The following is a 22,212-nucleotide window of genomic DNA, read 5'->3' as shown; positions in this document are numbered from 1 at the left end:
GTTACCGTACGGCCGGCGGAGGAGAAGCGATGAGCAGGCTCAGCGTGCGCAAGACCTACAAGCTGTTCATCGGAGGGGCGTTCCCGCGCTCCGAGAGCGGGAGGTCGTACGTCGTGACGTCCCCGAAGGGCGACTTCCTGGCCAACGCCTCGAGGGCGTCGCGCAAGGACGCGCGTGACGCCGTGACGGCGGCGCGCAAGGCGTTCCCCGGATGGTCGGGGGCCACGCCGTACAACAGGGGGCAGATCCTCTACCGGATCGCCGAGATGCTGGAGGGGCGCCGAGGCCAGTTCGCCGAGGAGCTGCCTCTGGGCAAGAAGGCGGGGCTCGAGCAGGTCGACGCGGCCATCGACAGGCTGGTCTGGTACGCGGGCTGGTCCGACAAGATCGCTTCGGTCCGCGGATCGGCCAACCCCGTGGCGGGGCCGTACTTCAACCTGTCCACGCCCGAGCCCTCGGGCGTGGTGGCCGTGATCGCCCCTTCGGATCCGCTGCTCGGGCTGGTCTCGGTCGTGGCTCCCGTCATCGTCACGGGCAACACCGCGGTCGTGGTGGCCTCGGAGAGCTCGCCGCTCGCCTCCATCACGCTGGCCGAGGTGCTGGCCACCTCCGACCTGCCGGGCGGGGTGGTCAACATCCTGACGGGACACCAGGCCGAGCTGGCGCCGTGGCTGGCCGCGCACATGGACGTCAACGGGCTCGACCTCACCGGGGTCGCCGATCCCGACCTGGCGCTGAAGTGCGAGCAGGAGGCGGCCGAGAACCTCAAGCGGGTCATCCGCCCGAGCTCGCCCGACTGGTCGGCCGATCCCGGCATCGGCAGGATGACGGCGTTCATGGAGACCAAGACCGTCTGGCATCCCGCCGGGGTCTGATCGACACATCGAAGGGGATCGGCGGCGACTCTGGCGCCGCCGGTCCCCTTCGGCGTTCTCTCCGCCGGTTTCATGGGCTATCGTAGTGATATCACTTCAATAGCAAGGGGACACGATGGAGAAAAGGGCCTTCCGGCTGAACGGGTTCCTCGTCCTCGCCGCGCTGATCGTGCTGGGCGTGGCCGCCGGCCTCGTGGGCGTCAACGCGGGCGAGATCGCGCTGATGGGCCTGGGCCTGGCCTGGGTGGTGCTCGCCGTGGTGATCCTGACGGGCTTCACAGTGATCAACCCGAACGAGGCCAAGGTCGTGCAGTTCCTCGGCCGCTACGTCGGCTCGGTGGCCGAGGCGGGCTTCCAGTGGGTGCTGCCCTTCACCAGCAAGCGCAAGATCACGCTGAGGGTGCGCAACTTCGAGACCACCAAGCTCAAGGTCAACGACGCCGACGGCAACCCGGTGGAGATCGCCGCGGTGGTCGTCTACAAGGTCGTGGAGACCGCGCGCGCCACGTTCTCGGTCGACGACTACGAGGAGTACGTCGCGATCCAGTCGGAGGCCGCCGTGCGGCACCTGGCCACCACCCACCCCTACGACTCGCACGAGCCGGCCCGCACCAGCCTGCGTGACGGCGCCGAGGTCGCCACCGAGCTGACGACCGAGCTGCGCGACCGCACGGAGCTGGCGGGGGTCGAGGTGCTGGAGGCCCGCATCACCCATCTGGCCTACGCCCCCGAGATCGCTCAGGCTATGCTCGTGCGCCAGCAGGCCGCCCAGGTCGTCGCGGCTCGCACGAAGATCGTGGAGGGCGCTGTCGGCATGGTGCAGCTCGCGTTGGACAGGCTCGCCGCCGAGGGGGTCGTCGACCTCGACGAGGAGCGCAAGGCGCAGATGGTCTCCAATCTCCTGGTCGTGCTCTGCGGTGACCGGGCGACCCAGCCGGTGGTGAACGCCGGCAGCCTGTATGCCTGAGAAGAAAAAGCTCCTGCTCCGCCTCGACCCCGCGGTCTACGAGGCGATCGCGAAGTGGGCCGCCGACGACCTCAGAAGCGTCAACGCGCAGATCGAGTACGCGCTGCGCGCCGCGCTCAAACAGGCGGGCAGGGAGCCCAGATCCTGATCGGGCCTGGCCCCGGCCTCTGGTGAACGCCTCCCCGTGGGGCCAGAATCGGTTCATGGTGTGGGCAGGCAGGTCCGCGATCGAGATCGCGGAGGCCGTACGCCAGGGGGAGGCCACGGCCGCCGCGATCGCCGACGACCTTCTCCGCGCGGTCGGCGCGGACGGCGAGCGCCTGGCCGACGAGGCGCGTGCCGTACAGAAGAGGGCCGATCTCGATGAGCTGCCGCTGGCGGGGGTGCCCGTGGCCGTCTCGTCGGCCGGGGAGCGGCCCGCGCACGCGAGGCTGCGGGCGGCGGGCGCGCTGCTCGTCGAGACGGGGCGGCCCTGCGCGGAGGACGTGGCGGCGGGGCTGGTGCCGCTCGCGCTCGGGAGCGACGAGTTCGGCTCGCTGCGCATCCGGGCCGCCTGTCACGGGGTGCTCGCGCTCAAGCCGGGAAGGGGAGTGATCCCCGAGGCCACCGGCGAGTGGCGGGAGTGGGCTCCCCTCGCCCGCACGGCCGAGGACCTGGCGCTGGTGCTGTCGGTGCTCGCGGGCGAGCCCGAGCTGGCCTCGGCCTGGCGCGATCCCGGCCCCGCAGGGCAGTGGGGCCTTCCCGACTTCGAGGACGACGACTGGCTGCTCAGGCCGCCCCGTGGCGTCCCGCCCAGGCGCTCGGGGCTGCGCGTCGCCGCCGCTCCCCAGCCGCTGCCTCGAGGGCTCGGGGTGCGAGCCGGCTTCGGGGCGGCGGTCGTGGCGGCAGCCGAACGCCTGCGGGAGGCGGGGCACACGGTCGTCGACCATCCCGCCAGGCTGCCCTCCTCCCTCGTCCTCGCCACGATCGCCGGCGGGCGCTCCCCTGGCCGCGCGCCAGAAAGGGACGGCAGGCCGGGACGCCGTCGTCGCGAGCGCTGGCGCGACTACGGCGCCGACCAGTGGTTCGGCGACGCCGACGTGCTGATCGTGCCCGCGCTCGCCGCCCTTCCCCTGCCCGAGGGCAGGACACGCCTGCGCGACATCGCCGTCGCGGCTCCGTGGAACCTGTCGGGCTGGCCCGCGCTCTCCCTGCCCTTCGGCGCCCGCCCCGGGGGCGTGCAACTCGTCGCTCCTCCGGGCTCCGAGCCGCACCTGCTGCTGCTCGCCGCCCAACTCGCCTGACCCCCGGACGGCAGCCTGCACCTGACAGGTGTACCTCCAGCAGGGCGCTGGTCGGCCGATCGCGTCCGCACCACGCTGGCCGGCATGACGGACGACACCTCACTGGGCGCCCGCGGCCGGCTGGTCCTCACCACGCTGTGCGGCGCCACCTTCATGACAGGACTCGACTACTCGATCATCACCGTGGCGCTGCCCGCGATCGGCAGGGACCTCGGCTTCGCCACCGCTTCGGGGCTGCAGTGGGTGGTGACGGCCTGCCTGCTGCCCACGGCGGCGTTGATGCCGCTGTTCGGCAGGGCCTCCGACGTCGTGGGACGGCGAAGGCTGTTCATGGCAGGAGTGGTCGCCTTCATGGCCTTCTCCCTGGTGGCGGCGCTCGCCGAGCTCCCCGGCGTGCTGGTCGCCGCGAGGGCGGGGCAGGGCGTGGCCGCGGCCATGATCGGCCCGACCGCGCTCGCGCTGATGACCTCTGCCTTCCCCGAGGGGCCGAGGAGGGCCAGGGCCATGGGGGTGAACGGCGCGCTGCTCTCCCTCGGCTTCGTGATCGGCACGATCGGTGGCGGCCTCATCACCTCGGGGCTGAACTGGCGATGGACGATGCTGCTCCTCATGGCCATCGGCGCCCTCGTGCTGCTCGGCGCGGTGAGCGTCGTACGGGAGAGCGAGAGCAGGAGCCTCGCCAGGCTCGACGTGCCGGGCGCCGTCCTGGCGAGCGCAGGGCTGTTCGCGCTCGTCTACGGCATCTCGGCGGGCTCGTGGCTCTCCGTGGGGGCCTCTGTCGTGCTCCTCGGCCTGTTCCTGGTGGCCGAGGGCAGGCATGTCGCCCCGCTCGTGCCGCTCGGGCTGCTGCGCCGTACGACGGTGAAGTGGGGGATGGCGCTCGGCCTCGTCACGTTCGGGATGTGCGGAGGGGCGACGTTGCTGCTCAGCATCCACATGCAGGACGTCCTGGGGTATTCGGCGCTGCAGACGGGGCTGGGCTTCCTCGGGGAGGGCGTCGCGGCGTTGGCGGCGGGGGCCGTCGCGGCCCGGCTGATGTCCACGATCGGCACCGTTCGGGTGCTCGCCGCGGGGCTGGCCGTCCAGGCCGTGGGAACGGCCGCGATGGCGTTCCTGCCGGTCAGCGGTGGCGTTGGAGTGTTGCTCGCGACGTCGGCCGCGATGGGGTTCGGGCACGTGCTCGCGGTGGTGGCCACCATCACGACGATCACCTCGGGGCTCTCCGACGACGATCAGGGGGTGGCGGGGAGCCTGGCGCAGATGCCCACGTTCGTGGGGGCGATCGGCGTGGCGGGGCTGACCGCCGTCGCCGCCGCCCGCTCGGCCGCGCTCGCGCCCGAGGCCCCGGCGTCACTGGCGACGCTCGGCGGACTGCACGCGGCCTTCCTGGTGGCGGGGGCGGTCGCGCTGCTGGGCGCTCTCGCGGCTCCGCTGGTGCTCGCCCGCCCCGCCGACCGGCCCGTGACGGCCTGAGCGGATCGAGCCTGAGCGGGTCAGCTCGGCGGCGAGGGCGCGGAGGCGGGCGGCGGAGGGAGAGCCGGGGGCCGGCTGGAAGAGCGTGACGCCCTGGCCCTCGTCGTCGGGCGTGCGGAGGAACTCGGCGGTGAGCGACAGGACGCCGTGCTCGGGATGCAGGTGGTCGCGCGCGATGGAGGCGCAGTTGCTGACAGGGTGCTCGGTCCACAGGCGCGCGAAGTCGGGGCTGAGCTCGAGCAGCTCGTCGACCAGGGCGGTCAGGCCCTCGTCGCCGGGGAAGCGGCCGAGTGAGCCGTGCAGGTAGGCGACGTCGTCGCGCGCCTTCTGCGTCCAGTCGGCGTAGAGGCCGCGGGTGAACTCCTGGTCGAGGAAGTCCATGCGGACGAAGTTCGGCAGCTCGGGGCCCTCGAACTCCCAGTGCGGCGCGAAGAGGGCGTGGGCGAGGCGGTTCCAGGCCAGGACGTCGCCCCTGCGGCCCACCGCCCATGCCGGTACCTCGGTCATGGACTCCACCATCAGCCTGATCCACTGGCGCAGCCGCTCGGGCGCGGCCCTCCTGGGACCCGAGGCCGCCGCGCGGGCCAGGCGGTGCAGGTGGGCCAGCTCGTCGTCGTCGAGGTCGAGCACGCGGGCGATGGCGTCGAGCACCTCGGCCGACACGTTGGGGCTCTGGCCCTGCTCCAGACGGGTGTAGTAGCCGACGCTGACACCGGCGAGCGGGGCCAGCTCCTCGCGGCGCAGGCCGGGGACCCTGCGGTGCCTGACGCCTTCCGGCAGGCCCAGCGCTTGGGGGGTCACCCTCGCGCGGCGCGAACGCAGGAACTCGCCGAGGGCGGAGCTTGGATACATGCCTCTCTTCTAGCGCTGGCGGGGTTTGGCCCGGCGGGTCGGGGGCGCGGTGAGCGGGTCCTCAGGCCACGGGTGCCTGGGATAGCGGCCCCTCAGCTCGGCGCGGACCGAGCGGTAGCCCTCGCGCCAGAACGAGGCCAGGTCCGCGGTCACGGCCGCGGGACGGCCCGCGGGCGAGAGCAGGTGGATCAGCAGAGGGACGCCCGCGATGCGCGGGGCCTCCTGCCAGCCGAACAGCTCCTGCAGCTTGACGGCCAGCACCGGCTGCTCGCCCGAGTAGTCGATGCGGATCCGCGAGCCGCTCGGCACCTCCAGATGCGAGGGCGCGTCGTCCTCCAGCCGCCGGCTCCACGGGACGAGGCGCTTGAGGGCCGCCACCACGTCGAGTCGTTCGAGGTCGGCGCGGCGGCGGGCCCTGGACAGCTCCGGCTCGAGCCACCGGTCGGCCAGGCCGATCAGGTCGTCCATGGAGGGCCAGGGCTCGCCGATGGCGCGGTGGCAGAAGGCCATCCTGTCCCTGAGCGCGACGGCCTCGCGGGTCCAGGTGAGGATCTCCTCGGTGCGCAGCCCTTCCAGCAGGGCCGCGCGGACGTCGGCGTTCCTCAGCGAGGCCGCCGACAGCTCGATGGCGCCCAGGCGCTCGATCACGCGGGCGGAGACGTCGCCGCGCCGCTCGCCCGGCGGCACGCGCCAGGCGACCTCCTCGCGTACGGTCACCGGCACGGCCAGCCTGGCGGTCGGCTCGTCGATGACGACGGCCTGCCTGATCCTGGCGGAGGCGGCGCCGGTGGGACGGTCGGCGACGGCGATGGCCAGCCATTCGGCGGTGGCGAGCCTGGAGCCCTCAGGGAGCTGGGCCTGGGTGCCCGAGGCCATGAGGTAGCCGCCGCCCCTCCTGCGGGCCACGCGTTCGGGGAAGGCCATCGCGACGGCCAGCCCGGCGGCGGCGTCGTCAGGCCCCTTGACGGGCTCCTTGGTCAGGCGTCTGACCTCGCGGAGCCAGCGGGGGTCGTTGTCGCGCCTGGCTCTGCGCCAGATCTCGACGAGGTCGTCGCCCGCGTCGCGGGGCAGCTGCTCGGACAGGAGCGCGACGACCTCGGCGGCACGGGGGCCGCCGTCGATGAGGGCTCTGGCCAGGCGGGGATGCACCCCGGCGAGCGCCATCCGCCGCCCCCTCCCGGTCACCCGCACCGCTGTCACGTCGTCGCCCGCGGGCCCGCCTCCCGCACCGAAGGCCTCCTCGGCGGGAGAGCCCGCGTTTCCTGCCGGAGAGGCTGCCCTCCCGGAAGGCGCCTCGGGTGCCGGGGCGGCGGTGGCAGGGGTGGCGGAGACAGGGGTGAGGGCGCCGAGGGTGAGCAGTGTGCGGGTGGCGGCGGACATCGCGGCGCGAGGGGGCGGGTCGAGGAGCGCGAGGCCGGTGGCGCCTGGCGCGCCCCAGCAGGCCGCCTGCAGCGCGAACCCCGTCAGGTCGGCCAGCGCGATCTCGGGGGGCGCGTGCGGCGCGAGGCGGGCGTGGGCGGCGGCCGTCCAGCACCGGTAGACGGTGCCGGGGCCTTCGCGTCCTGCCCGTCCCGCCCGCTGGTCGGCGGAGGCCCGCGAGACGTGCACGGTGGTCAGCGAGCCGAGCCCTCTGGCGTGGTCGGTCCTCGGCTCCCTCGCCAGCCCCGAGTCCACCACCACGCGGACGCCGGGCACGGTGAGGCTCGACTCGGCGACGGAGGTGGCGAGCACGACCCTGCGCGTGGGGGAGGGCCTGAGCACGGCGTCCTGGACGCGGGCGGGGGCCTGGCCGTGCACCTGGAGGACGTTGAGGTCCTGCAGCATCCCCGCGACCCTGGTGATCTCGCCGACTCCCGGCAGGAAGCACAGCACGTCGCCCTCGTGGGCGGCCAGCGCCCGCCGTACGACGTCGGCGACGTGGGCCAGCAGCGCGGGATCGACGCGCAGGCCGTGCGGCGGCGCGACAGGACGGGCGGGCGGCGCCCAGACGATCTCGACGGGGTGGGTGACGCCGGAGGCGGAGACCACGGGGGCGTCGCCGAGCAGCCGCGACCACGGCGCGGTGTCGGCGGTCGCGGAGGCGGCCACCAGGCGCAGGTCGGGCCTGAGCGTCTCGCGGACGTCCAGCAGGAACGCCAGCGCGGTGTCGGCGTCGAGGTGCCGCTCGTGGCACTCGTCGATCATCACCACGTCGACGCCGGGAAGCTCCTGATCGCGCTGGAGGCGCTGCAGGAGCACGCCCGTGGTGACGACCTCCACGCCCTTCCTGGCCCCCGTGCGGCGCTCGCCCCTGATGGTGTAGCCGACGTCCATCCGGTGCGCGGCGGCCCGTACGGCCAGCCGCCTGGGCTCGGCGACCACGACGCGCAGCCCCGCATCGGCCAGCGCGAGCGGGACCACGGTCGTCTTGCCGGTGCCGGGCGGAGCGGTCAGGACGGCGCAGCCGCCCTTCTCCAGCGCGCCGATCAGGTCCGGCAGGGCCGCGTGGATGGGCAGCATCAGAGCGTGGCGCCGAGGATCGAGTCGAGCAGGCCGGGGAAGCGGGCGTCGAGGTCGTCCCTGCGCAGCGTCATGAACTTCTGCCTGCCCTCCTGACGGCTCGAGACGACCCCCGACTCGCGCAGCACCCGGTAGTGGTGGGACATCGTCGACTTGTGCAGTCCGATCTCGTCGCCGACCCCTCTGCACGTGAGCTCCCGCTCCACCGCCAGGCGGGTGACGACCTCGAGGCGCGCCGGATCCGAGAGCGCGTGCAGCACCTCGGTGAGCTGGATGTCTTCGGTCGCCGGTTGGGGGAACACGCGCATCTCTCCAGCCTGCCTCTCGATTTGAAAGTTTGACAACAGTCCAACAATAGGCGAGTTTTGTCCTCATGACCCCCAAGCTCTACGCCCTGGCCCTTGGGAACTTCGCCGTGGGCACCGGCATGTTCGTCACGGCGGGGCTGGTCCTGCCGATCGCGGGCGACCTGGGCATCTCGCCGTCGGCCGCCGGCCAGCTCATGACCGTCTTCGCCCTGGCCTACGCCCTGCTCTCACCCGTGCTGGCGGCGTTGACCGCGAAGCTGTCCAAGCGGCGGCTGCTGCTCATCGGCCTCGGCGTGCTCGCCGCCGGCAACGCGCTGACGGCGCTCTCGCCCACCTTCGGCCTCATGCTGGGCACCAGGGTGATCGCCGCGGCGGGCGCGGCGATGGTCACCCCTGTGGCCTCCGCCGTCGCCACCGCCCTGGTCGGCCCCGAACGGCGGGGCCGCGCGCTCGCGCTGGTGATGGGCGGGCTGACCGTGGCCTCGGCGATCGGCGTCCCGCTCGGCACCTGGATGGGCGACGTGGCGGGATGGCGCTCGGCGCTGTGGCTGGTGGTCGGCCTGGCCGCCGTCGGGTTCGCCGCCGTCGCCCTGGTGGTTCCCGACGTGCGCCTGCCCGCCTCCACCAGGATCAGGGATCGCTTCACGCCGCTGGCCGACCGCGGTGTGCTGGCCGTCCTGCTGACGCAGCTGCTGATCTTCGCAGGAGGCTTCAGCGCCTACACCTACCTCGGCTCGCTGATCGATCTGCCGCTGGCCGCGGTGCTGTGGGCGTGGGGGGTCGGCGGCGTGGTCGGCAACGCGGTCGGCGGACGCCTCACCGACGCCTACGGTCCCCGCCGCATGGTCTTCCTCGGCATCGCGGGGGCGACCGTGCTGATGGCCCTGCTCCCTGTGGCCAACCTCAACCTCGGCGTCGCCCTCGTGTGGGCCTTCGTCTGGGGTGCGCTCGGCTGGTTGATCGGTCCCTCGCAGCAGTACAGGACGGTCGCCGCGGTGCCGGGCAACGTCCCGGTCGGGCTCGGGCTGCTGGCCTCGAGCCAGTATCTGGGACTGTTCGTGGCGGGCATCGCCGGAGGGCTCGCCCTCGAGTGGTACGGCAGGACGGGCGTGATCGTGCTGGCCAGCGCCCTCGGCGTGGTGACGCTGCTGTTCACGATGGCCACCTACCCGGCCGTCACGCGTAGACCAAAGACGGATGTCGCCGTGTGAGGCTCCTGCCCAGAATGAGAGCGTGACCGATCCACGTGAGGAGCCCGCCCCGTTCGGCGCAGTGGTGCTGCTGACGACGCTGTCGGCGGTGGCGGTGATGGCGCTCGACCACTTCCTGCCCCAGCAGCTGAACACGAAGATGCTGCTGTTCGGGCCGATCGCCCTGGTGGCGTTCGAGGTCGTCGTGCACGAGGTGTGGTGGCGGCGCTGGTGGGGCGCGATCCCCGGCGCCGTCGTCGGCCTGGTCGTCTACTTCGAGGGGCGGCAGATGGTGGGGGAGCCGGTGGCCTACGTGGCCGCGTGGGCCCTGTTCGCGGTGATCTTCTGCCTGGCGAGCAGGGTCACGCTGGGATCCAGCCCAACGACACCGCGGCGATGACGAAGACGCCCAGCAGGATGCGGTAGATCACGAAGCCGGTGAACCTGTGCGTGCTGATGTACTTCAGGAACCAGGCCACCGCCGCGTAGCCCACCACGAACGAGATGACCGTGGCCAGGATGGTCGGGCCCCAGTCGGGGGTGCCGTGGCCGCCGATCTCGAACAGCTCCAGCGCACCCGACGCGAGCACCGCGGGGATGGCCAGCAGGAAGGAGTACTTCGCGGCCTCCTCGCGCCGGTAGTCGAGCAGCAGTCCCGCGGTGATCGTGCCGCCGGAGCGGGAGACGCCGGGGATGAGCGCGAGCGACTGCGCCAGGCCGAAGAGCAGGGCGTGGGTGAAGGACAGGTGCTTCTCGAGCGTCAGCTTGGTGCGGGCGGTGCGGTCGGCGATCCACAGGATGACGCCGAAGACGATCAGCGTGGTGCCGATCAGGCGCAGGTCGCGGAAGACGGTCTCGATCTGGTCCTTGAACGTGAGCCCGAGGATGGCGATGGGCAGCGTGCCGACGATCACGTACCAGCCCATGCGCGCGGGGAAGGCGCCGCGCAGCGAGGGTGTCCACAGGGAGCGGGTCCAGGTGGAGATGATCTCCCAGAGCTCCTTGCGGAAGTAGATGAGGACCGCGGCCTCGGTGCCGAGCTGGATGACGGCCGTGAACGCGGCTCCGGGGTCGTCCCAGCCGAAGAAGGCCGAGACGACCCTGATGTGCGCGCTCGACGAGATCGGCAGGAACTCCGTGAGCCCTTGGAGCAACCCGAGGACCACCGCTTCGAACCAGCCGATCACGAGACGCACCTTCCGTTGAAAAGACGACGAGGTGAGGCTACTGGACCTTTCGGGGGCCCCGGAGCTGCTCGCGCAGAGCGGTCAACTGGTGTGAATACTCCACGGATCGGTTCTCGTCGAGGGAGTCGATGGCCAGGAGCAGGGCGTCGGCCACGATCATGCCGGTCAGCGGCTCGGCGGTGATGCCGGTGGGGGTGTGGGGCGCCGAAAGGACCGCCTCGACGCTGCCGGAGAAAGCCGCGCCCAGCTCGTCGGAGACCAGCACGACGCCCGCGCCGACCGCGCGGGCCCTGTCGATCAGCACCTCGATCTCGCGCAGCCGCCGCCCCGGCTGGAAGATGACCACGGCGTCGCCGTGCCCGAGCCAGAGCAGCTCGTCGGCCAGCGCGAAGCCGGTCGCCGAGCTGGGCCGGGCGCGGTGGCCGCGGCGGCCGAGCTTGAGCGCCAGATGGCGGGCGGCGGGCTCGGAGGCCCCCGCGCCGTAGACGAGCACCGAGCCCGCGGCCGCCACGACGGAGACCGCGCGGGTGAAGGCCTCCTGGTCGAACAGGCGCTTGCAGTGCTCGATGCGCTCGAAGGCCTCGTCGAAGACCCTCGCCCAGATGTCGGACAGGTCGTGGCCGACGTGGCTGATGCGCTGCTGCAGCCGTATGTCGGGGGCGACGGCCGAGCTGAACTCGGCCGCCAGCGCCCGCTTGAGACCGGGCAGGCCGCCGAAGCCGAGCCGCTGCATGGTCCTGATCACGGTGGCGTTGCTGGTGCCCGTGGCGGCGCCGAGCTCGGCGGCACTGGCGAAGAGGATCTGCTCGGGCGCCGCGGAGATCAGGTAGTGGCAGACCGCGCGCTCGGCGGGGGACAGCTCCTCCCACACCCGCCGGACCACCGCTCTGAGCTGCTCGATCGGACTCTGTGAATTTTCCATTACGGCTATTGACTCCTGCGTAACGCTCATTACCCTGGCTTCAGAAACCCGCGTTACAGAGTTCTGCGGTCTCTGGAACGCACATTACATGGCCTGCCAGGTCCAAGGAGCACCATTGAGCCTCACCTCTCTGCCCCTCGTCGAGATCTCGGGCGCACCGCGAGAACGCGGCCGCCAGTACGGCGAGCAGACGCGCGAGCTGATCGAGAGGGCGCTGGCCTACTACGCGGAGGCGTTCGCCCATTCCAGCGGCCTCACCTGGGAGCAGGTCACGCAGCGAGCGGGGCGCTGGGTCGCGCCGTCCAGGGCCTTCGCCCCCGAGCTGGTGGAGGAGATGGAGGGCATCGCCGAGGGCGCGGGCCTCTCCTTCCTCGACATCCTGGCGCTCAACGCGCGCGGCGAGATCATCTACGACAGCACTTTCGGCTCGATGGAGCCCGACGGCTGCACCTCCTTCGCCCTGCTGCCCGAGGCGTCGGGCGACGGCCACGTCTACGCGGGCCAGAACTGGGACTGGCGCAACGGCGTCGCCGACACCGTCATGGTCCTGCGCGTGGTCCAGCCGGGCAGGCCGACGGTCATCATGCACGTCGAGGCGGGGCAGGTCGGGCGGCAGGGGGCCAACTCGGCGGGCATCGCGCTCAACGCCAACGGGCTCGGCGGCAGGTTCGACGACTCCGTGGGGGTGCCGCAGACGCTCGTCAGGCGGCGCGTGCTCGACAGCGACAACCTCAACGCCGCGCTCGAGGCTCTGACGAAGTCACGCGCCCACATCGCCAGCAACGCGCTGGTCACCCACCGCGACGGCTTCGCCATCGACCTGGAGACGACGCCCGGCGCGGTGGGCTGGATGTACCCGGCCGAGGGGCTGCTCGTCCACGGCAACCACTACCAGGCGTTCATGCCGCCGCAGCTGGCCGCCACCTACAGGCCGGGCTCGGCCGACTCCCTCTACCGGGTGCCGCGCGCGGAGGCGGGGCTGCGGGCCGTACGGCACGCCTCGGGTCGCGACGAGGCGCGCAAGCTCATCCACACCGCGATGTCCGACCACCTCGGCCACCCCGAGTCGCTGTGCACCCACCCCGATGAGGGCCAGCCCGCCGTGAAGCGGTGGGCCACCCTGCTGTCGAGCTGCGTCGACCTCACCACGGGCGACTACCTGATCGCTGCGGGCACGCCCTGCGACCACGAGTACGAGCGCGTCCCATGGAACCTCTACGACGGAGACACCCTGTGAAGAAGATTCTCGCCCTCGTGGGCCTGATCGGCGTCACCGCCGCCTGTGGCGCACCCGCGGCCACGACGAAGGCGCCCGACGTGGCCAAGCTGACCCTGGTCGACCAGACACCCAAGGCCAAGGGCGCGCTGGAGAAGGCCACATGGCTGCTGGGCGAGGAGCCTGGCACCCTCGACCTCGACAGCGACGGCGGCACGCCCAACCGCACGATCATGGCCAACGTCTGCGAGCGCCTCATGCAGACCCAGCCCGACATGACGATCAAGCCATGGCTGGCGGAGAAGGCCGAGCAGCCCGACCCCAAGACCCTCGTGTTCACGATCAGGAAGGGCGTCACCTTCCACGACGGCACCCCGCTGACGGCCGACGACGTCGTGTGGAGCCTCCAGCGGCACGCCGGTGAGGGGATGAACGAGTCCGACGAGTTCGAGGACGTCGACGCCGTCGCCAAGGTCGGCGACGACCAGGTCAAGGTCACCTTCAAGAAGGCCAACGCGCTGTTCATCCAGGCGATGGCCGGCGACGCGGGCATCGTGCTCAACAAGAAGGTCGTCGACGGGCTCGGCAAGGACTACGGCACGCCCGGCCACCCCGACGCCTGCTCGGGGCCCTACAGGCTCGCCGAGTGGAAGTCGGGCACCGAGATCACGATCGACCGCTTCGACGGCTACTGGAACAAGGACGTCAAGCCGCTGACCAAGGCCGTCACCTTCAGGTGGGCCGACGACGGCGCCATGGTCAACAGCCTCACCACGGGAGCGGCCGACGGCGCCTACCTGGCGGAGACGGGCCCCGCCGTCGCGCTGGCGAAGAACCCGGCGGTCAACGTCGCCTACGGACCGACGACCAGGGTGTTCGTGCTGCTGCCCACCGATCGGGGCGTCCTCAAGGACGCGAAGATCCGCAGGGCGCTCTCGCTGGCCGTCGACAGGGCGGGCATCGCCAAGTCGGGCTTCGCCGGGCTGGCCAGGCCGTGGAAGGTGCCCGTCGGCGCGGGCGCATGGTCCTACGAGAAGCAGAGCTTCCAGAGCGCCTACGACCAGCTCCAGGGCGCGCCCGCCGCGCCCGACCTCGAGGCGGCCAAGAAGCTCGTGCAGGAGGCGGGCGCACCGCAGACCCCGATCGTCGTCGCCTCCGACGGCGACCAGGCCCGCTCGGTGATCGCCAACGCGGTCGTCGACGCGGCCACGAAGATCGGGCTCAAGGCGGAGATCAAGACGATCCCCGGCTCCGAGTTCGGCACCTTCTACACCGACAAGGACAAGCGGGCACAGGTCGACCTGGTGCCCGACGACTGGTACATCACCAAGAACGACCCCATCGGCTTCTACGACAACGGCCTGAGCGGCTCGTCGAACAACTGGGTCGGCTTCAGCTCGCCCGAGTACGACGCGCTGGTGGCCAAGGCGCTGGAGACGACCGACGCGGCGGCCCGCGCCAGGCAGGTGATCGAGCTGCAGCAGCGCTTCACCTCCGACATGGTGTGGATCTCGCTGGTCGAGGTGCCCTCCACGGTCGTGCTCGGCGGCAAGGTGACGGGCCCGCCCGCCTCCATGACGTACTTCGGCTACCCGTGGGCCGTCGACCTGGGGGCGAAGGGCTGACATGGTGACACGCGTGGCCCGCAAGGTGGCGGGCCTGGTGGCGACCTTGCTGGCCACGTCGTTCGTGATCTTCGGGGCCGCCTACGCCGCCCCCGGCGATCCCGTCACGTTCCTGGCGGGCGGCAAGGAGAACCTCACCCCCGAGTACCTCGCGGCGATCAGGGCGCAGTACCACCTGGACGACCCCTTCCTCGTGCAGTACCTCAGGTGGCTCGGCGACGCGGTCACCGGCGACCTCGGCCGCTCGCTGAAGTACAACGACCAGGTGGGCGACCTGCTGACGGCCAGGGTGCCGACCACGCTCGGCCTGGTGGCCTACGCGGCGGTGCTGTTCGTGGTGTTCGGCGTCGCGCTCGGCGTGCTGGCCGCCGTGCGCGGCGGCCGCACCGACGCGGCGGTCGTGGCCGGCACCACGTTCGCCACCTCGGTGCCGCCGTTCGTGGCGGCCACCGCGCTGATCTCGCTGTTCGGCGTGCAGCTCGGCTGGTTCCCCGTCGGCGGCGGAGGGTCCCTGTGGCACCTCACGCTGCCGGCGATCACGCTGGCGCTCGGCGCGCTCGCCATCATCAGCAGGGTGACCCGCCAGGCGATGGTCGAGCAGCGCGAACTCGACCACGTCACCGTCGCCCGCGCCTCGGGGCTGTCCGAGCGGCTGATCGTGGTCCGCCACGTCTTCCGCGGCGCGCTCGGGCCCATCGTCACGATGTGCGGCCTGGTCACCGCGGGCCTGCTCGCGGGCACGGTGACCGTCGAGAGCGCCTTCCAGCTGAGCGGCGTCGGCACGCTGCTGGTGGGTGCGATCAACACCCACGACTTCCCCGTGACCCAGGCGGTGCTGCTGCTCATGGTCACCGCCTACATCGCGGTCACCACGCTGGTCGAGCTCGTCCAGCCGCTGATCGACCCGCGAGCGAGGAGCAGGTCATGACCCTTGTCGCGACCACCATGCCCGCGGCCAGGCGACCGCTGGGCTTCCAGCTCGCCGCCGCCTTCCTGGTGCTCGTCGTGGCGGGGGCGGCGCTGGCGCCCGTGGCCGCGCCGTACGCGCCCGACGCCGTCGACTTCGCCGCGACGCTGTCCCCGATGTCGCCCGCGCACCCGCTCGGAGCCGACCAGTCGGGCCGCGACCTGCTCTCCAGAATCCTGTACGGCGCGCAGACCTCGCTGATCGGCCCGCTCGCGCTGCTGGCCATCGCCTCGGTGCTCGGCGTCGCGCTCGGCACCGCGGCCGCCTGGTGGCGCGGCTGGGTCGACGCGCTGGTCTCGCGGGTGACCGACGTGATGTACGCCTTCCCCGGGCTGCTGTTCGTGGTGCTGGTCGTGGCGGTCTTCGGCAACGGCGTCACCACGGCGGTCGTCGCGCTCGGCCTGGCCTACACGCCGACGATCGCCAAGTACACCAGGGCGATCGCCATCACCGAGTGCGCCAAGCCGTACATCGACGCCTACCGGGTGCAGGGCATGAGCGGGTTCACGATCTGCGTGCGCTACCTGGTGCCCAACATGGCCCGCGCGATCGTCGGCTACCTCGTCGTGCTGTTCGGCGAGGGGCTGATGAGCCTGGCCACGCTGAGCTTCCTGGGCTTCGGCGCGCAGCCGCCCTCCTCCGACTGGGGCCTGATGGTCAAGGAGGGGCAGGCGGCGATGGTGCAGGGCGCCTTCCTGCCCGTGCTCGTCCCCGGCGCGGCGATCGCGCTGGTCGTCGTGTCGTTCAACGTGATCGGGGTCAGGCTCGCTGACCGGCTGGCCGCGAGGAGACCATGATGCTGCTGGAGATCAGGAATCTCACGATCGAGGCGGGCGGCAACCGGCCGATCCTGCGCGACGTGGCGTTGAGCGTGGCTCGCGGTGAGGTCGTCGGGCTGGTCGGCGAGTCGGGCTCGGGCAAGTCCACGATCGCCCGCGCGGTGCTCAGGTTGCTTCCGCAGAACGCGGCGGCGCGCGGCCAGGTGCTGGTCGAGGGCCAGGACGTGCTCTCGCTCGACGACGGGGGGCTGCGCTCGCTACGGGCCGCCACGGTGTCGATGATCTACCAGGATCCGCGCTCGTCGCTGAACCCGGTGCGCAGGATCGGTGACTTCCTCACCGAGCGCATGGTCCACACCCTGGGCCGCGGCAGGAAGGAGGCGCGCGGGCGGGCGCTCGAACTGCTGGCCGCCGTCGGCATGCGCGACCCCGAGCTGCGCATGCGGCAGTACCCGCACGAGCTGTCCGGCGGCATGCTCCAGCGGGTGGTGATCGCCGCGGCCCTGGCGGCCGACCCCGCGCTGCTGCTGGCCGACGAGGCCACCAGCGCGCTCGACGTCACCACCCAGGCCGAGACGCTGGCGCTGCTGCGCGGCGTGCAGGCCGAGCGCGAGCTCGGCATGCTGTTCATCACCCACGACCTGCACCTGGCCGCCGCCTACTGCGACCGGATCTACGTGCTCTACGCCGGAACCGTGGTGGAGTCGCGGCCCGCGTCCGCGCTGTTCGCCGATCCCCGCCACCCCTACACGGCAGGGCTGCTGGCCTGCACCCCCGAGCTGGGCGACCCCCGGCCGATCAAACCGATTCCCGGCAGGCCGCCCTCGCTCGACGACGCCTTCGCCGGCTGCCCCTTCGCGCCCAGGTGCGCGCACGCCGTGGCGGCCTGCGCCTCCTCGCCTCCGCCGAGCGTGGCGGTCGAGGGCGGCTCGGCGGCCTGTCATCTGATCAAGGAGGAGGCGCCCGCATGCTGACCGTCGAGAGGCTGCGCAAGACCTACCCCGGCACGGTCGCCGCGGACGACGTCTCCTTCTCCCTGCCCAGCGGCGGTGCACTGGGGCTGGTCGGGGAGTCGGGGTCGGGCAAGACGACCGTGGCCCGCATGCTCGTCGGCCTGGTCACACCCGACTCGGGCACCGTCACCGTCGACGGGCGGGTCAGGGAGCTGCGCGAGCGGGGCCGTACGGCGCGGCTGCGCAGGGCCCGCGAGATCCAGATGGTCTTCCAGGACCCCTATGTCTCCCTCGACCCCCGGCTCAGCGCCACCGAGTGCCTGCACGCGGTGCTCAGGCTGCACGGCAAGGACCGTTCGCGCGCGGCGGCCCTGCTCGACCAAGTCGGGCTGGGCAGCCGCGAGGCGGGCGCACGGCCCCACCAGCTCAGCGGTGGGCAGCGCCAGCGGCTCGCCATCGCCAGGGCGCTGGCCGTCGAGCCCTCGGTGCTGGTGCTCGACGAGGCGGTGGCCGCGCTCGACGTCTCCATCCAGGCCCAGATCCTCGACCTGCTGGCCGAGGTCCGCCGCGAGTCGGGGGTGGCGCTGCTGTTCGTCAGCCACGACCTGGCCGTCGTCAGGCACCTGTGCGACGACACGCTGGTGCTGCACAGGGGCAGGGTGGTCGAGAGCGGCCCCGTCGCCCGGGTGCTCGAGGAGCCCGAACACCCCTACACCCGGCTGCTGCTGGCCTCGGTGCCGCAGCCAGGCTGGGATCCTGCCCAGGTCGCCGTCATCAGGAAGGGCATGCCCGCGACGTCATAGCCGGTCGGCGAGGTCGGCGCCGTCCGGGGCGTGCCCGCGTGGCGGAGGGCGAGCGCGGCCGGGTGCCCGCCGTCCGCAGGACGGTCAGCGGGACTGAAGGGCGTCGAGCGCGACCGCCATGGCGATCACCAGCCGCCGGTCGGTCCTGGGGTCGCGGATGTCGACGACGTAGCGGTCGCGCAGCCCCCACTTCTTGACCACGGAGAAGACCTCGCCGAAGTCGAAGTGGTAGGGCAGCCACGAGAGGGAGTCGACGAACCTGCGCAGCACGCTGACCAGCATGCTGCGCTCCTGCCCGGTGACCGTGGGCAGGCCGGGCTGGTCGAGGTGCCAGGTGGAGCGGATCAGCGACTGGCCGAAGTCCTTGCGGAAGACCCCGATCGGCCGCCCCTCCCCGTCGAAGACGTCGTAGCCGCTGCCGAGGTCGATGATGTTGCGCGCCTTGAAGGAGGCGAGCACCTGGCTCCTGGACTCGTCGGTGTAGAGGGTGACCTGCTCCTTGAGCGTCATCCGCTTCTGCTCGGCGAAGGCCACCATCGGGCCTTCCGACCCGTCGGGGTTCTCGGCGTGGGCGACATATCGGTTCACCATCATGGTGACTTTCTGGCGGACCAGCAGGCGTTGCTGGTTCTGGAGGGAGTGCAGATCCATGCAAAGCACCATAGAGCCCCACACCATGGTCACTAGTCTGGCTGGGTGAAGCCACTCCTGCTGGTGGACGTCGACGGCGTGCTGAACCCCTTCAGCCGCGCGAGCCCCGACTTCAGACGTTACGAGTGCACGATCGGCCCCGACTCCTACACCGTCCACCTCAACCTCCGCCACGGGGCCAGGCTGATGGAGCTGGCCCTGAAGACAGGCTCCGAGCTGGTCTGGGCGACCACATGGGAGCACAACGCCAACGAGTGGATCGCGCCCCGCCTCGGACTGCCCGAACTGCCCGTGGTGCCGATGACCCCCCGAGGACCGAGCGAGCGGGGCGAGTCGTTCAAGACGCCCTGCGTCGCCGACTACGTGGACGGCAGGCCGTTCGTCTGGTTCGACGACCACCTGTGGGTGGCCGACGAGGAGTACCTCAGGGGACATCAGGGTGTCGACGAGTTCCTGCTGATCCCGGTGGAGCCACGCAGGGGCCTGACCCCACGACATCTGGCGCTGGCCGAGAGATGGCTGACCCTGTCAGGGTTCAATCAGGGTCGCGGATAGGAACGCCCATCCGGGGCAGAGCCGTTGAACAAGGTGAATCGACACCACACGGAGGAGCTCGATGCACCGCTCGAGAGAACACCGAATCATCGCAGGGGTCTGCGGCGGAATCGCCGACCGGCTGGGCCTGCCGCCCACCCTCGTCAGGATCGTGTGGCTGCTGCTCTCGCTGATCCCAGGCCCGCTCTGGATCCTCTACGTCGTCCTCTGGGTCATCATGCCCAACGGCCCTCAGCGTCACTGACGGGTTCTATGCTCGAAGCATGAGGGAACGGTCGCTGACGCTCATCCAGGACGAACTCGTCGACTACGAGAAGGCCATGGAACGCATGGCCGATCTGGTCGCAGAACGCCAACGCGATGCGCGGCCCGACACGTTGTGGCTGCTCAGCCACCCCTCGGTCTTCACCGTCGGCAGGCGCACACCGCTGCACCACCTGCCCGACCCCACCCGCGGCATCCCCGTGGTGGAGACGGGCAGGGGCGGTCAGCTCACCTACCACGGGCCAGGGCAGCTGGTCGGCTACCTCATCGTCAAGCTGGGGGATGACGAAGGGATCGTCGACTACGTCCGCGAGGTGGAGCTGCGCCTGGTCGAGGCGCTGGCCGCGCTCGGCCTGTCCGCCGAGCGCCGCGACACGCCACCCGGGTCCGAACTGCTCACCGGCGTCTGGACGGTCGAGACGGGTCGCAAGATCGTCTCCATCGGCATGCGCCAGTCGCGCGGCGTCACCAGCCACGGCTTCGCCCTCAACGTCGACGGCGACCTCGAGCCGTGGCACTGGGCGATCCCCTGCGGCATGCCGGAGGCCGACATGACCTCGCTGCTGCGCGAGCGCGGCTCGGCCGACATGGACGAGGTCCGCGCGGTCGTGGCGAAGGCCTTCCAGGCCTCCTAGCGCGGAAACACCCGTACGTCGGCGTCGTGGGCACTGCCTGCGAGCTTTCCGTCGCAGGTGATCAGTGGCGCTTCCAGGGCCTCGGCGAGCGCGAGATAGCAGGCGTCATGGGCGGTGTAGTTATGCCGCAACTCCCACACCCGCTCCGCTAGTCCCTTGATCTCGTAGCGGGAGATGTTCAGGGCGAGGTAGTCGATGCGAGCCTGTTCGGCAGAGGCTTGCGAGAGCTTTCCCCCCAGTGCGAGCCCCCGCAGCGTGGAGAGGACCTCGACGTCCAGGAGGTGAGGGGCGTGGATGCTGCCCTGAAGAGCGTCGAGGAGCTCAACGTCGGCTTCGCGGCCGGTGAGGGCGGCGACCATTGCCGACGAGTCGATGACGATCACCGCCTGCCCTCCGCGACGGCTTCGAGGATGTCGGCCGTCGAGGGGCCGTCGCTACGGTCTCGCGACTTCAAGCGGTTGACGATCTCGGCGTTGGTCGGTCGAGCGGCGAGATCGGCAAGCTCCCTGGCGACGTAGGCGGACAGGGACATTCCGGCTTCCGCCGCCCGTTCCTTGAGGGATTCGGCAACGGCCTCGGGGACGTCGCGAATGTAGAGAGTGGCCACGTGCTCCATGCTAGCAAGATGCAAGCACGGGGGTACGGCATGCCTGCCGTACCCCCGTTGGCTCAGCCGATGGTCTCGTCGACGTCGACGGTGCGGCGCGGGCCGGTGAACCACTTCCTGGCCGACAGCGTCCACCACAGGGCGATGCCGAGCAGCACCCCGCCCACCGCTAGCGGCGCGTAGTTCACGGCCGTCCAGGTGAAGTCGGCGCTGCCGGGAATCCCCGCGGGCGACAGCGGCATGATGAAGTACACCGAGATGATCGCGATCTCGATGATGGCGATCCAGGCCAGCACCTTGTACTTCGGGCCCAGCGTCCACGGGCCGGGCACGAAGCGGTCGCCCATGCGCAGCCGCAGCCAGATCGGGATGAGGAAGGCCAGGTAGAGGCCGATCACCGCGATCGAGACCACCGCGTAGAAGGCGATGGGCGTGCCGAGCCCCGCGGGGGCGTAGAGCGCGGGCAGCGTGATCAGGCCCGCCACCGCGCACCCTGCGACGATGGCGTTGACCGGGGTCCTGTTGCGGTTGACGCGCGACCACAGCCTCCAGCCGGGCACCGCGCCGTCGCGGGAGAAGGCGTACATCATGCGCGACATCGACGTCACGCAGCTCATCCCGCAGAAGAACTGGCCGATCGTCGAGATGGCGAAGATCGCGGTGGCGAGGTTCGCGGGCAGCGCGGTGTCGAAGATCGCGCCGACGAAGCCGAACTGCTTGTTGATCTCGTCGACGTTCGTGGCGGCGAACAGGAAGGCCAGCAGCAGGATCCAGCCGCCGATGGCCGAGTAGAAGATCGAGCGCCACAGGCCCTTGGCCGCGGACATGGCCGCGCCCTGCGTCTCCTCGGAGACGTGCGCGCAGGCGTCGAAGCCGGTGATCGTGTACTGCGTGAGCAGGAAGCCCAGCGGCAGCACGTAGAACCAGAACGAGGAGTCGGAGAAGCCCGAGTTGTTGATCGTCTCGGTGAACACGAAGCCGAGCGTCTGGTGCTCGCTCGGCGCGAAGACCAGGATGGCCACGATGATCGCCGCCCCCGCGACGTGCCACCAGACCGAGACGTTCTGCAGCAGCGAGATGAGGCTGTGGCTGAAGACGTTGATCAGCGCGTGCAGCACCAGGACGACGACGAACAGCCCGAACGCCTGGGAGAGCGTGCCCTCCCACGCTCCGCCCGTGAGGCGGTTGAGGGTGATGTTGAGGAAGGTCGCGCAGCCGTAGTCGACGGAGGCGGTCACGGCGATGAGCCCGATGAGGTTGAGCCAGCCGGTGAACCAGCCGTGGATCGGCTTGCCCATCGTGGCGGCCCACCAGTAGATGCCGCCCGCCGTGGGAAAGGCGGAGACCAGCTCCGACATGCAGAAGCCGATGATCAGGATGAAGGCGGAGATCAGCGGCCAGCCCCAGGAGATGGCGATGGGCCCGCCGTTGTTCCAGGCCTGGCCGAAGGTGGTGAAGCAGCCGGCCAGGATCGAGATGATGGAGAAGGAGATGGCGAAGTTGGAGAAGCCGCTCCAGGTCCTCGAGAGCTCCTGCTTGTATCCGAGCTCGGCGAGCCGCCTGGAATCCTCGTCTAAGGTCATGGGTCTCCTTGGGGGGTG

At 71.2% G+C, this 22,212-nt stretch carries 24 protein-coding genes and 1 pseudogene; 16 read left to right on the top strand and 9 right to left on the bottom strand.

Annotated features, from left to right (window positions below; genetic code table 11):
* The first annotated feature begins 29 nt into the window (after window positions 1–29).
* The 5 genes from ABFX50_RS11970 to ABFX50_RS11950 all read left to right on the top strand — a co-directional run bounded on the left by ABFX50_RS11970 (window position 30) and on the right by ABFX50_RS11950 (window position 4,598).
* Window positions 30–875 (top strand): aldehyde dehydrogenase family protein, encoded by an 846-nt coding sequence (locus tag ABFX50_RS11970; protein ID WP_346145870.1) that lies wholly within the window; start codon window positions 30–32, stop codon window positions 873–875.
* 115 nt (window positions 876–990) lie between these two features.
* Entirely contained in the window at window positions 991–1,842 is an 852-nt protein-coding gene (locus tag ABFX50_RS11965; protein WP_346145868.1) for an SPFH domain-containing protein, read from the top strand.
* Complete coding sequence (locus ABFX50_RS11960) at window positions 1,835–1,990, top strand: type II toxin-antitoxin system antitoxin (RefSeq protein ID WP_183651684.1); 156 nt, start codon at window positions 1,835–1,837, stop codon at window positions 1,988–1,990. Before ABFX50_RS11965 ends, ABFX50_RS11960 begins: the two co-directional genes overlap by 8 nt.
* A 55-nt stretch (window positions 1,991–2,045) precedes the next feature.
* Window positions 2,046–3,125, top strand: coding sequence for an amidase family protein (locus tag ABFX50_RS11955; RefSeq protein ID WP_346145866.1), 1,080 nt, complete (start codon window positions 2,046–2,048; stop codon window positions 3,123–3,125).
* A gap of 84 nt (window positions 3,126–3,209) precedes the next feature.
* Window positions 3,210–4,598 (top strand): MFS transporter, encoded by a 1,389-nt coding sequence (locus ABFX50_RS11950; protein ID WP_346145864.1) that lies wholly within the window; start codon window positions 3,210–3,212, stop codon window positions 4,596–4,598.
* A 45-nt stretch (window positions 4,599–4,643) separates the two neighbouring features.
* Here ABFX50_RS11950 and ABFX50_RS11945 read toward each other — a convergent pair.
* The 3 genes and pseudogenes from ABFX50_RS11945 to ABFX50_RS11935 all read right to left on the bottom strand — a co-directional run.
* Window positions 4,644–5,450: pseudogene (locus ABFX50_RS11945) on the bottom strand (helix-turn-helix domain-containing protein); the annotation flags it as partial.
* Between the two features lie 9 nt (window positions 5,451–5,459).
* Window positions 5,460–7,949: an ATP-dependent RNA helicase gene (locus tag ABFX50_RS11940; RefSeq protein WP_346145862.1), complete on the bottom strand. Its 2,490-nt coding sequence runs from the start codon at window positions 7,947–7,949 to the stop codon at window positions 5,460–5,462.
* Window positions 7,949–8,257 carry an ArsR/SmtB family transcription factor gene (locus ABFX50_RS11935; RefSeq protein WP_183651672.1) on the bottom strand — a complete coding sequence of 103 codons (309 nt, stop codon included), beginning with the start codon at window positions 8,255–8,257 and terminating at the stop codon, window positions 7,949–7,951. The genes ABFX50_RS11940 and ABFX50_RS11935 overlap by 1 nt, the downstream gene beginning before the upstream one ends.
* Window positions 8,258–8,322: 65 nt before the next feature.
* On the opposite strand from ABFX50_RS11935, the gene ABFX50_RS11930 reads away from it, so the two are divergent.
* Together ABFX50_RS11930 and ABFX50_RS11925 are read left to right on the top strand one after the other, a co-directional pair.
* The gene (locus tag ABFX50_RS11930; protein ID WP_183651669.1) at window positions 8,323–9,468 is read left to right on the top strand and encodes an MFS transporter; all 1,146 of its coding nucleotides are present in this window, start codon (window positions 8,323–8,325) and stop codon (window positions 9,466–9,468) included.
* A 22-nt stretch (window positions 9,469–9,490) separates the two neighbouring features.
* On the top strand, window positions 9,491–9,847 hold the full coding sequence (locus tag ABFX50_RS11925) for a hypothetical protein (protein ID WP_346145860.1): 357 nt from the start codon (window positions 9,491–9,493) through the stop codon (window positions 9,845–9,847).
* On the opposite strand, the gene ABFX50_RS11920 is transcribed toward ABFX50_RS11925, so the two are convergent.
* Window positions 9,810–10,634, bottom strand: a complete 825-nt coding sequence (locus ABFX50_RS11920; protein WP_346145858.1) for an undecaprenyl-diphosphate phosphatase — start codon at window positions 10,632–10,634, stop codon at window positions 9,810–9,812. The two genes, ABFX50_RS11925 and ABFX50_RS11920, sit on opposite strands and share 38 nt — an antisense overlap.
* 37 nt (window positions 10,635–10,671) lie before the next feature.
* Window positions 10,672–11,556 carry a MurR/RpiR family transcriptional regulator gene (locus ABFX50_RS11915; protein WP_346145856.1) on the bottom strand — a complete coding sequence of 295 codons (885 nt, stop codon included), beginning with the start codon at window positions 11,554–11,556 and terminating at the stop codon, window positions 10,672–10,674.
* Window positions 11,557–11,671: 115 nt separating this feature from the next.
* On the opposite strand from ABFX50_RS11915, the gene ABFX50_RS11910 reads away from it, so the two are divergent.
* From ABFX50_RS11910 to ABFX50_RS11885, 6 genes are read left to right on the top strand one after another with little or no spacing between them, the layout of a single operon-like run.
* Window positions 11,672–12,793: a C45 family autoproteolytic acyltransferase/hydrolase gene (locus ABFX50_RS11910; protein WP_346145854.1), complete on the top strand. Its 1,122-nt coding sequence runs from the start codon at window positions 11,672–11,674 to the stop codon at window positions 12,791–12,793.
* The gene (locus ABFX50_RS11905) at window positions 12,790–14,397 is read left to right on the top strand and encodes an ABC transporter substrate-binding protein (protein WP_346145852.1); all 1,608 of its coding nucleotides are present in this window, start codon (window positions 12,790–12,792) and stop codon (window positions 14,395–14,397) included. The genes ABFX50_RS11910 and ABFX50_RS11905 overlap by 4 nt, the downstream gene beginning before the upstream one ends.
* A 1-nt stretch (window position 14,398) precedes the next feature.
* Window positions 14,399–15,325, top strand: coding sequence for an ABC transporter permease (locus ABFX50_RS11900; protein WP_183651659.1), 927 nt, complete (start codon window positions 14,399–14,401; stop codon window positions 15,323–15,325).
* Complete coding sequence (locus ABFX50_RS11895) at window positions 15,322–16,161, top strand: ABC transporter permease (protein WP_346145850.1); 840 nt, start codon at window positions 15,322–15,324, stop codon at window positions 16,159–16,161. The genes ABFX50_RS11900 and ABFX50_RS11895 overlap by 4 nt, the downstream gene beginning before the upstream one ends.
* Window positions 16,158–17,117: an ABC transporter ATP-binding protein gene (locus tag ABFX50_RS11890; protein ID WP_346145848.1), complete on the top strand. Its 960-nt coding sequence runs from the start codon at window positions 16,158–16,160 to the stop codon at window positions 17,115–17,117. The genes ABFX50_RS11895 and ABFX50_RS11890 overlap by 4 nt, the downstream gene beginning before the upstream one ends.
* The gene (locus tag ABFX50_RS11885; RefSeq protein WP_346145846.1) at window positions 17,111–17,899 is read left to right on the top strand and encodes an ABC transporter ATP-binding protein; all 789 of its coding nucleotides are present in this window, start codon (window positions 17,111–17,113) and stop codon (window positions 17,897–17,899) included. The genes ABFX50_RS11890 and ABFX50_RS11885 overlap by 7 nt, the downstream gene beginning before the upstream one ends.
* Before the next feature lie 84 nt (window positions 17,900–17,983).
* On the opposite strand, the gene ABFX50_RS11880 is transcribed toward ABFX50_RS11885, so the two are convergent.
* Complete coding sequence (locus ABFX50_RS11880) at window positions 17,984–18,550, bottom strand: LURP-one-related family protein (protein WP_346126601.1); 567 nt, start codon at window positions 18,548–18,550, stop codon at window positions 17,984–17,986.
* 45 nt (window positions 18,551–18,595) lie between these two features.
* Here ABFX50_RS11880 and ABFX50_RS11875 point away from each other — a divergent pair, with 45 nt between their 5' ends.
* The 3 genes from ABFX50_RS11875 (at window position 18,596) to lipB (ending at window position 20,004) form a co-directional block, all read left to right on the top strand.
* Window positions 18,596–19,105 (top strand): HAD domain-containing protein, encoded by a 510-nt coding sequence (locus tag ABFX50_RS11875; RefSeq protein WP_183651645.1) that lies wholly within the window; start codon window positions 18,596–18,598, stop codon window positions 19,103–19,105.
* Between the two features lie 61 nt (window positions 19,106–19,166).
* Entirely contained in the window at window positions 19,167–19,349 is a 183-nt protein-coding gene (locus ABFX50_RS11870) for a PspC domain-containing protein (RefSeq protein ID WP_183651642.1), read from the top strand.
* Between the two features lie 19 nt (window positions 19,350–19,368).
* Window positions 19,369–20,004 carry a lipoyl(octanoyl) transferase LipB gene (gene lipB / locus ABFX50_RS11865; RefSeq protein ID WP_346145843.1) on the top strand — a complete coding sequence of 212 codons (636 nt, stop codon included), beginning with the start codon at window positions 19,369–19,371 and terminating at the stop codon, window positions 20,002–20,004.
* Here the strand turns inward: lipB and ABFX50_RS11860 are convergent.
* From ABFX50_RS11860 to ABFX50_RS11850, 3 genes are all read right to left on the bottom strand, one after another.
* Window positions 20,001–20,387, bottom strand: coding sequence for a type II toxin-antitoxin system VapC family toxin (locus tag ABFX50_RS11860; RefSeq protein ID WP_346145841.1), 387 nt, complete (start codon window positions 20,385–20,387; stop codon window positions 20,001–20,003). The genes lipB and ABFX50_RS11860 overlap by 4 nt on opposite strands.
* Window positions 20,384–20,611: a FitA-like ribbon-helix-helix domain-containing protein gene (locus ABFX50_RS11855; protein ID WP_183651633.1), complete on the bottom strand. Its 228-nt coding sequence runs from the start codon at window positions 20,609–20,611 to the stop codon at window positions 20,384–20,386. Before ABFX50_RS11855 ends, ABFX50_RS11860 begins: the two co-directional genes overlap by 4 nt.
* Window positions 20,612–20,673: 62 nt before the next feature.
* Window positions 20,674–22,194 carry an amino acid permease gene (locus ABFX50_RS11850; protein WP_346145839.1) on the bottom strand — a complete coding sequence of 507 codons (1,521 nt, stop codon included), beginning with the start codon at window positions 22,192–22,194 and terminating at the stop codon, window positions 20,674–20,676.
* Between the last annotated feature and the right edge of the window lie 18 nt (window positions 22,195–22,212).

The organism is Nonomuraea recticatena, assembly GCF_039533245.1.
In the GTDB taxonomy this organism is placed as follows: domain Bacteria; phylum Actinomycetota; class Actinomycetes; order Streptosporangiales; family Streptosporangiaceae; genus Nonomuraea; species Nonomuraea roseola.
The sequence above is the reverse complement of the archived record's forward strand: the minus strand, read 5'-3'. Positions and strand labels throughout refer to the sequence as shown.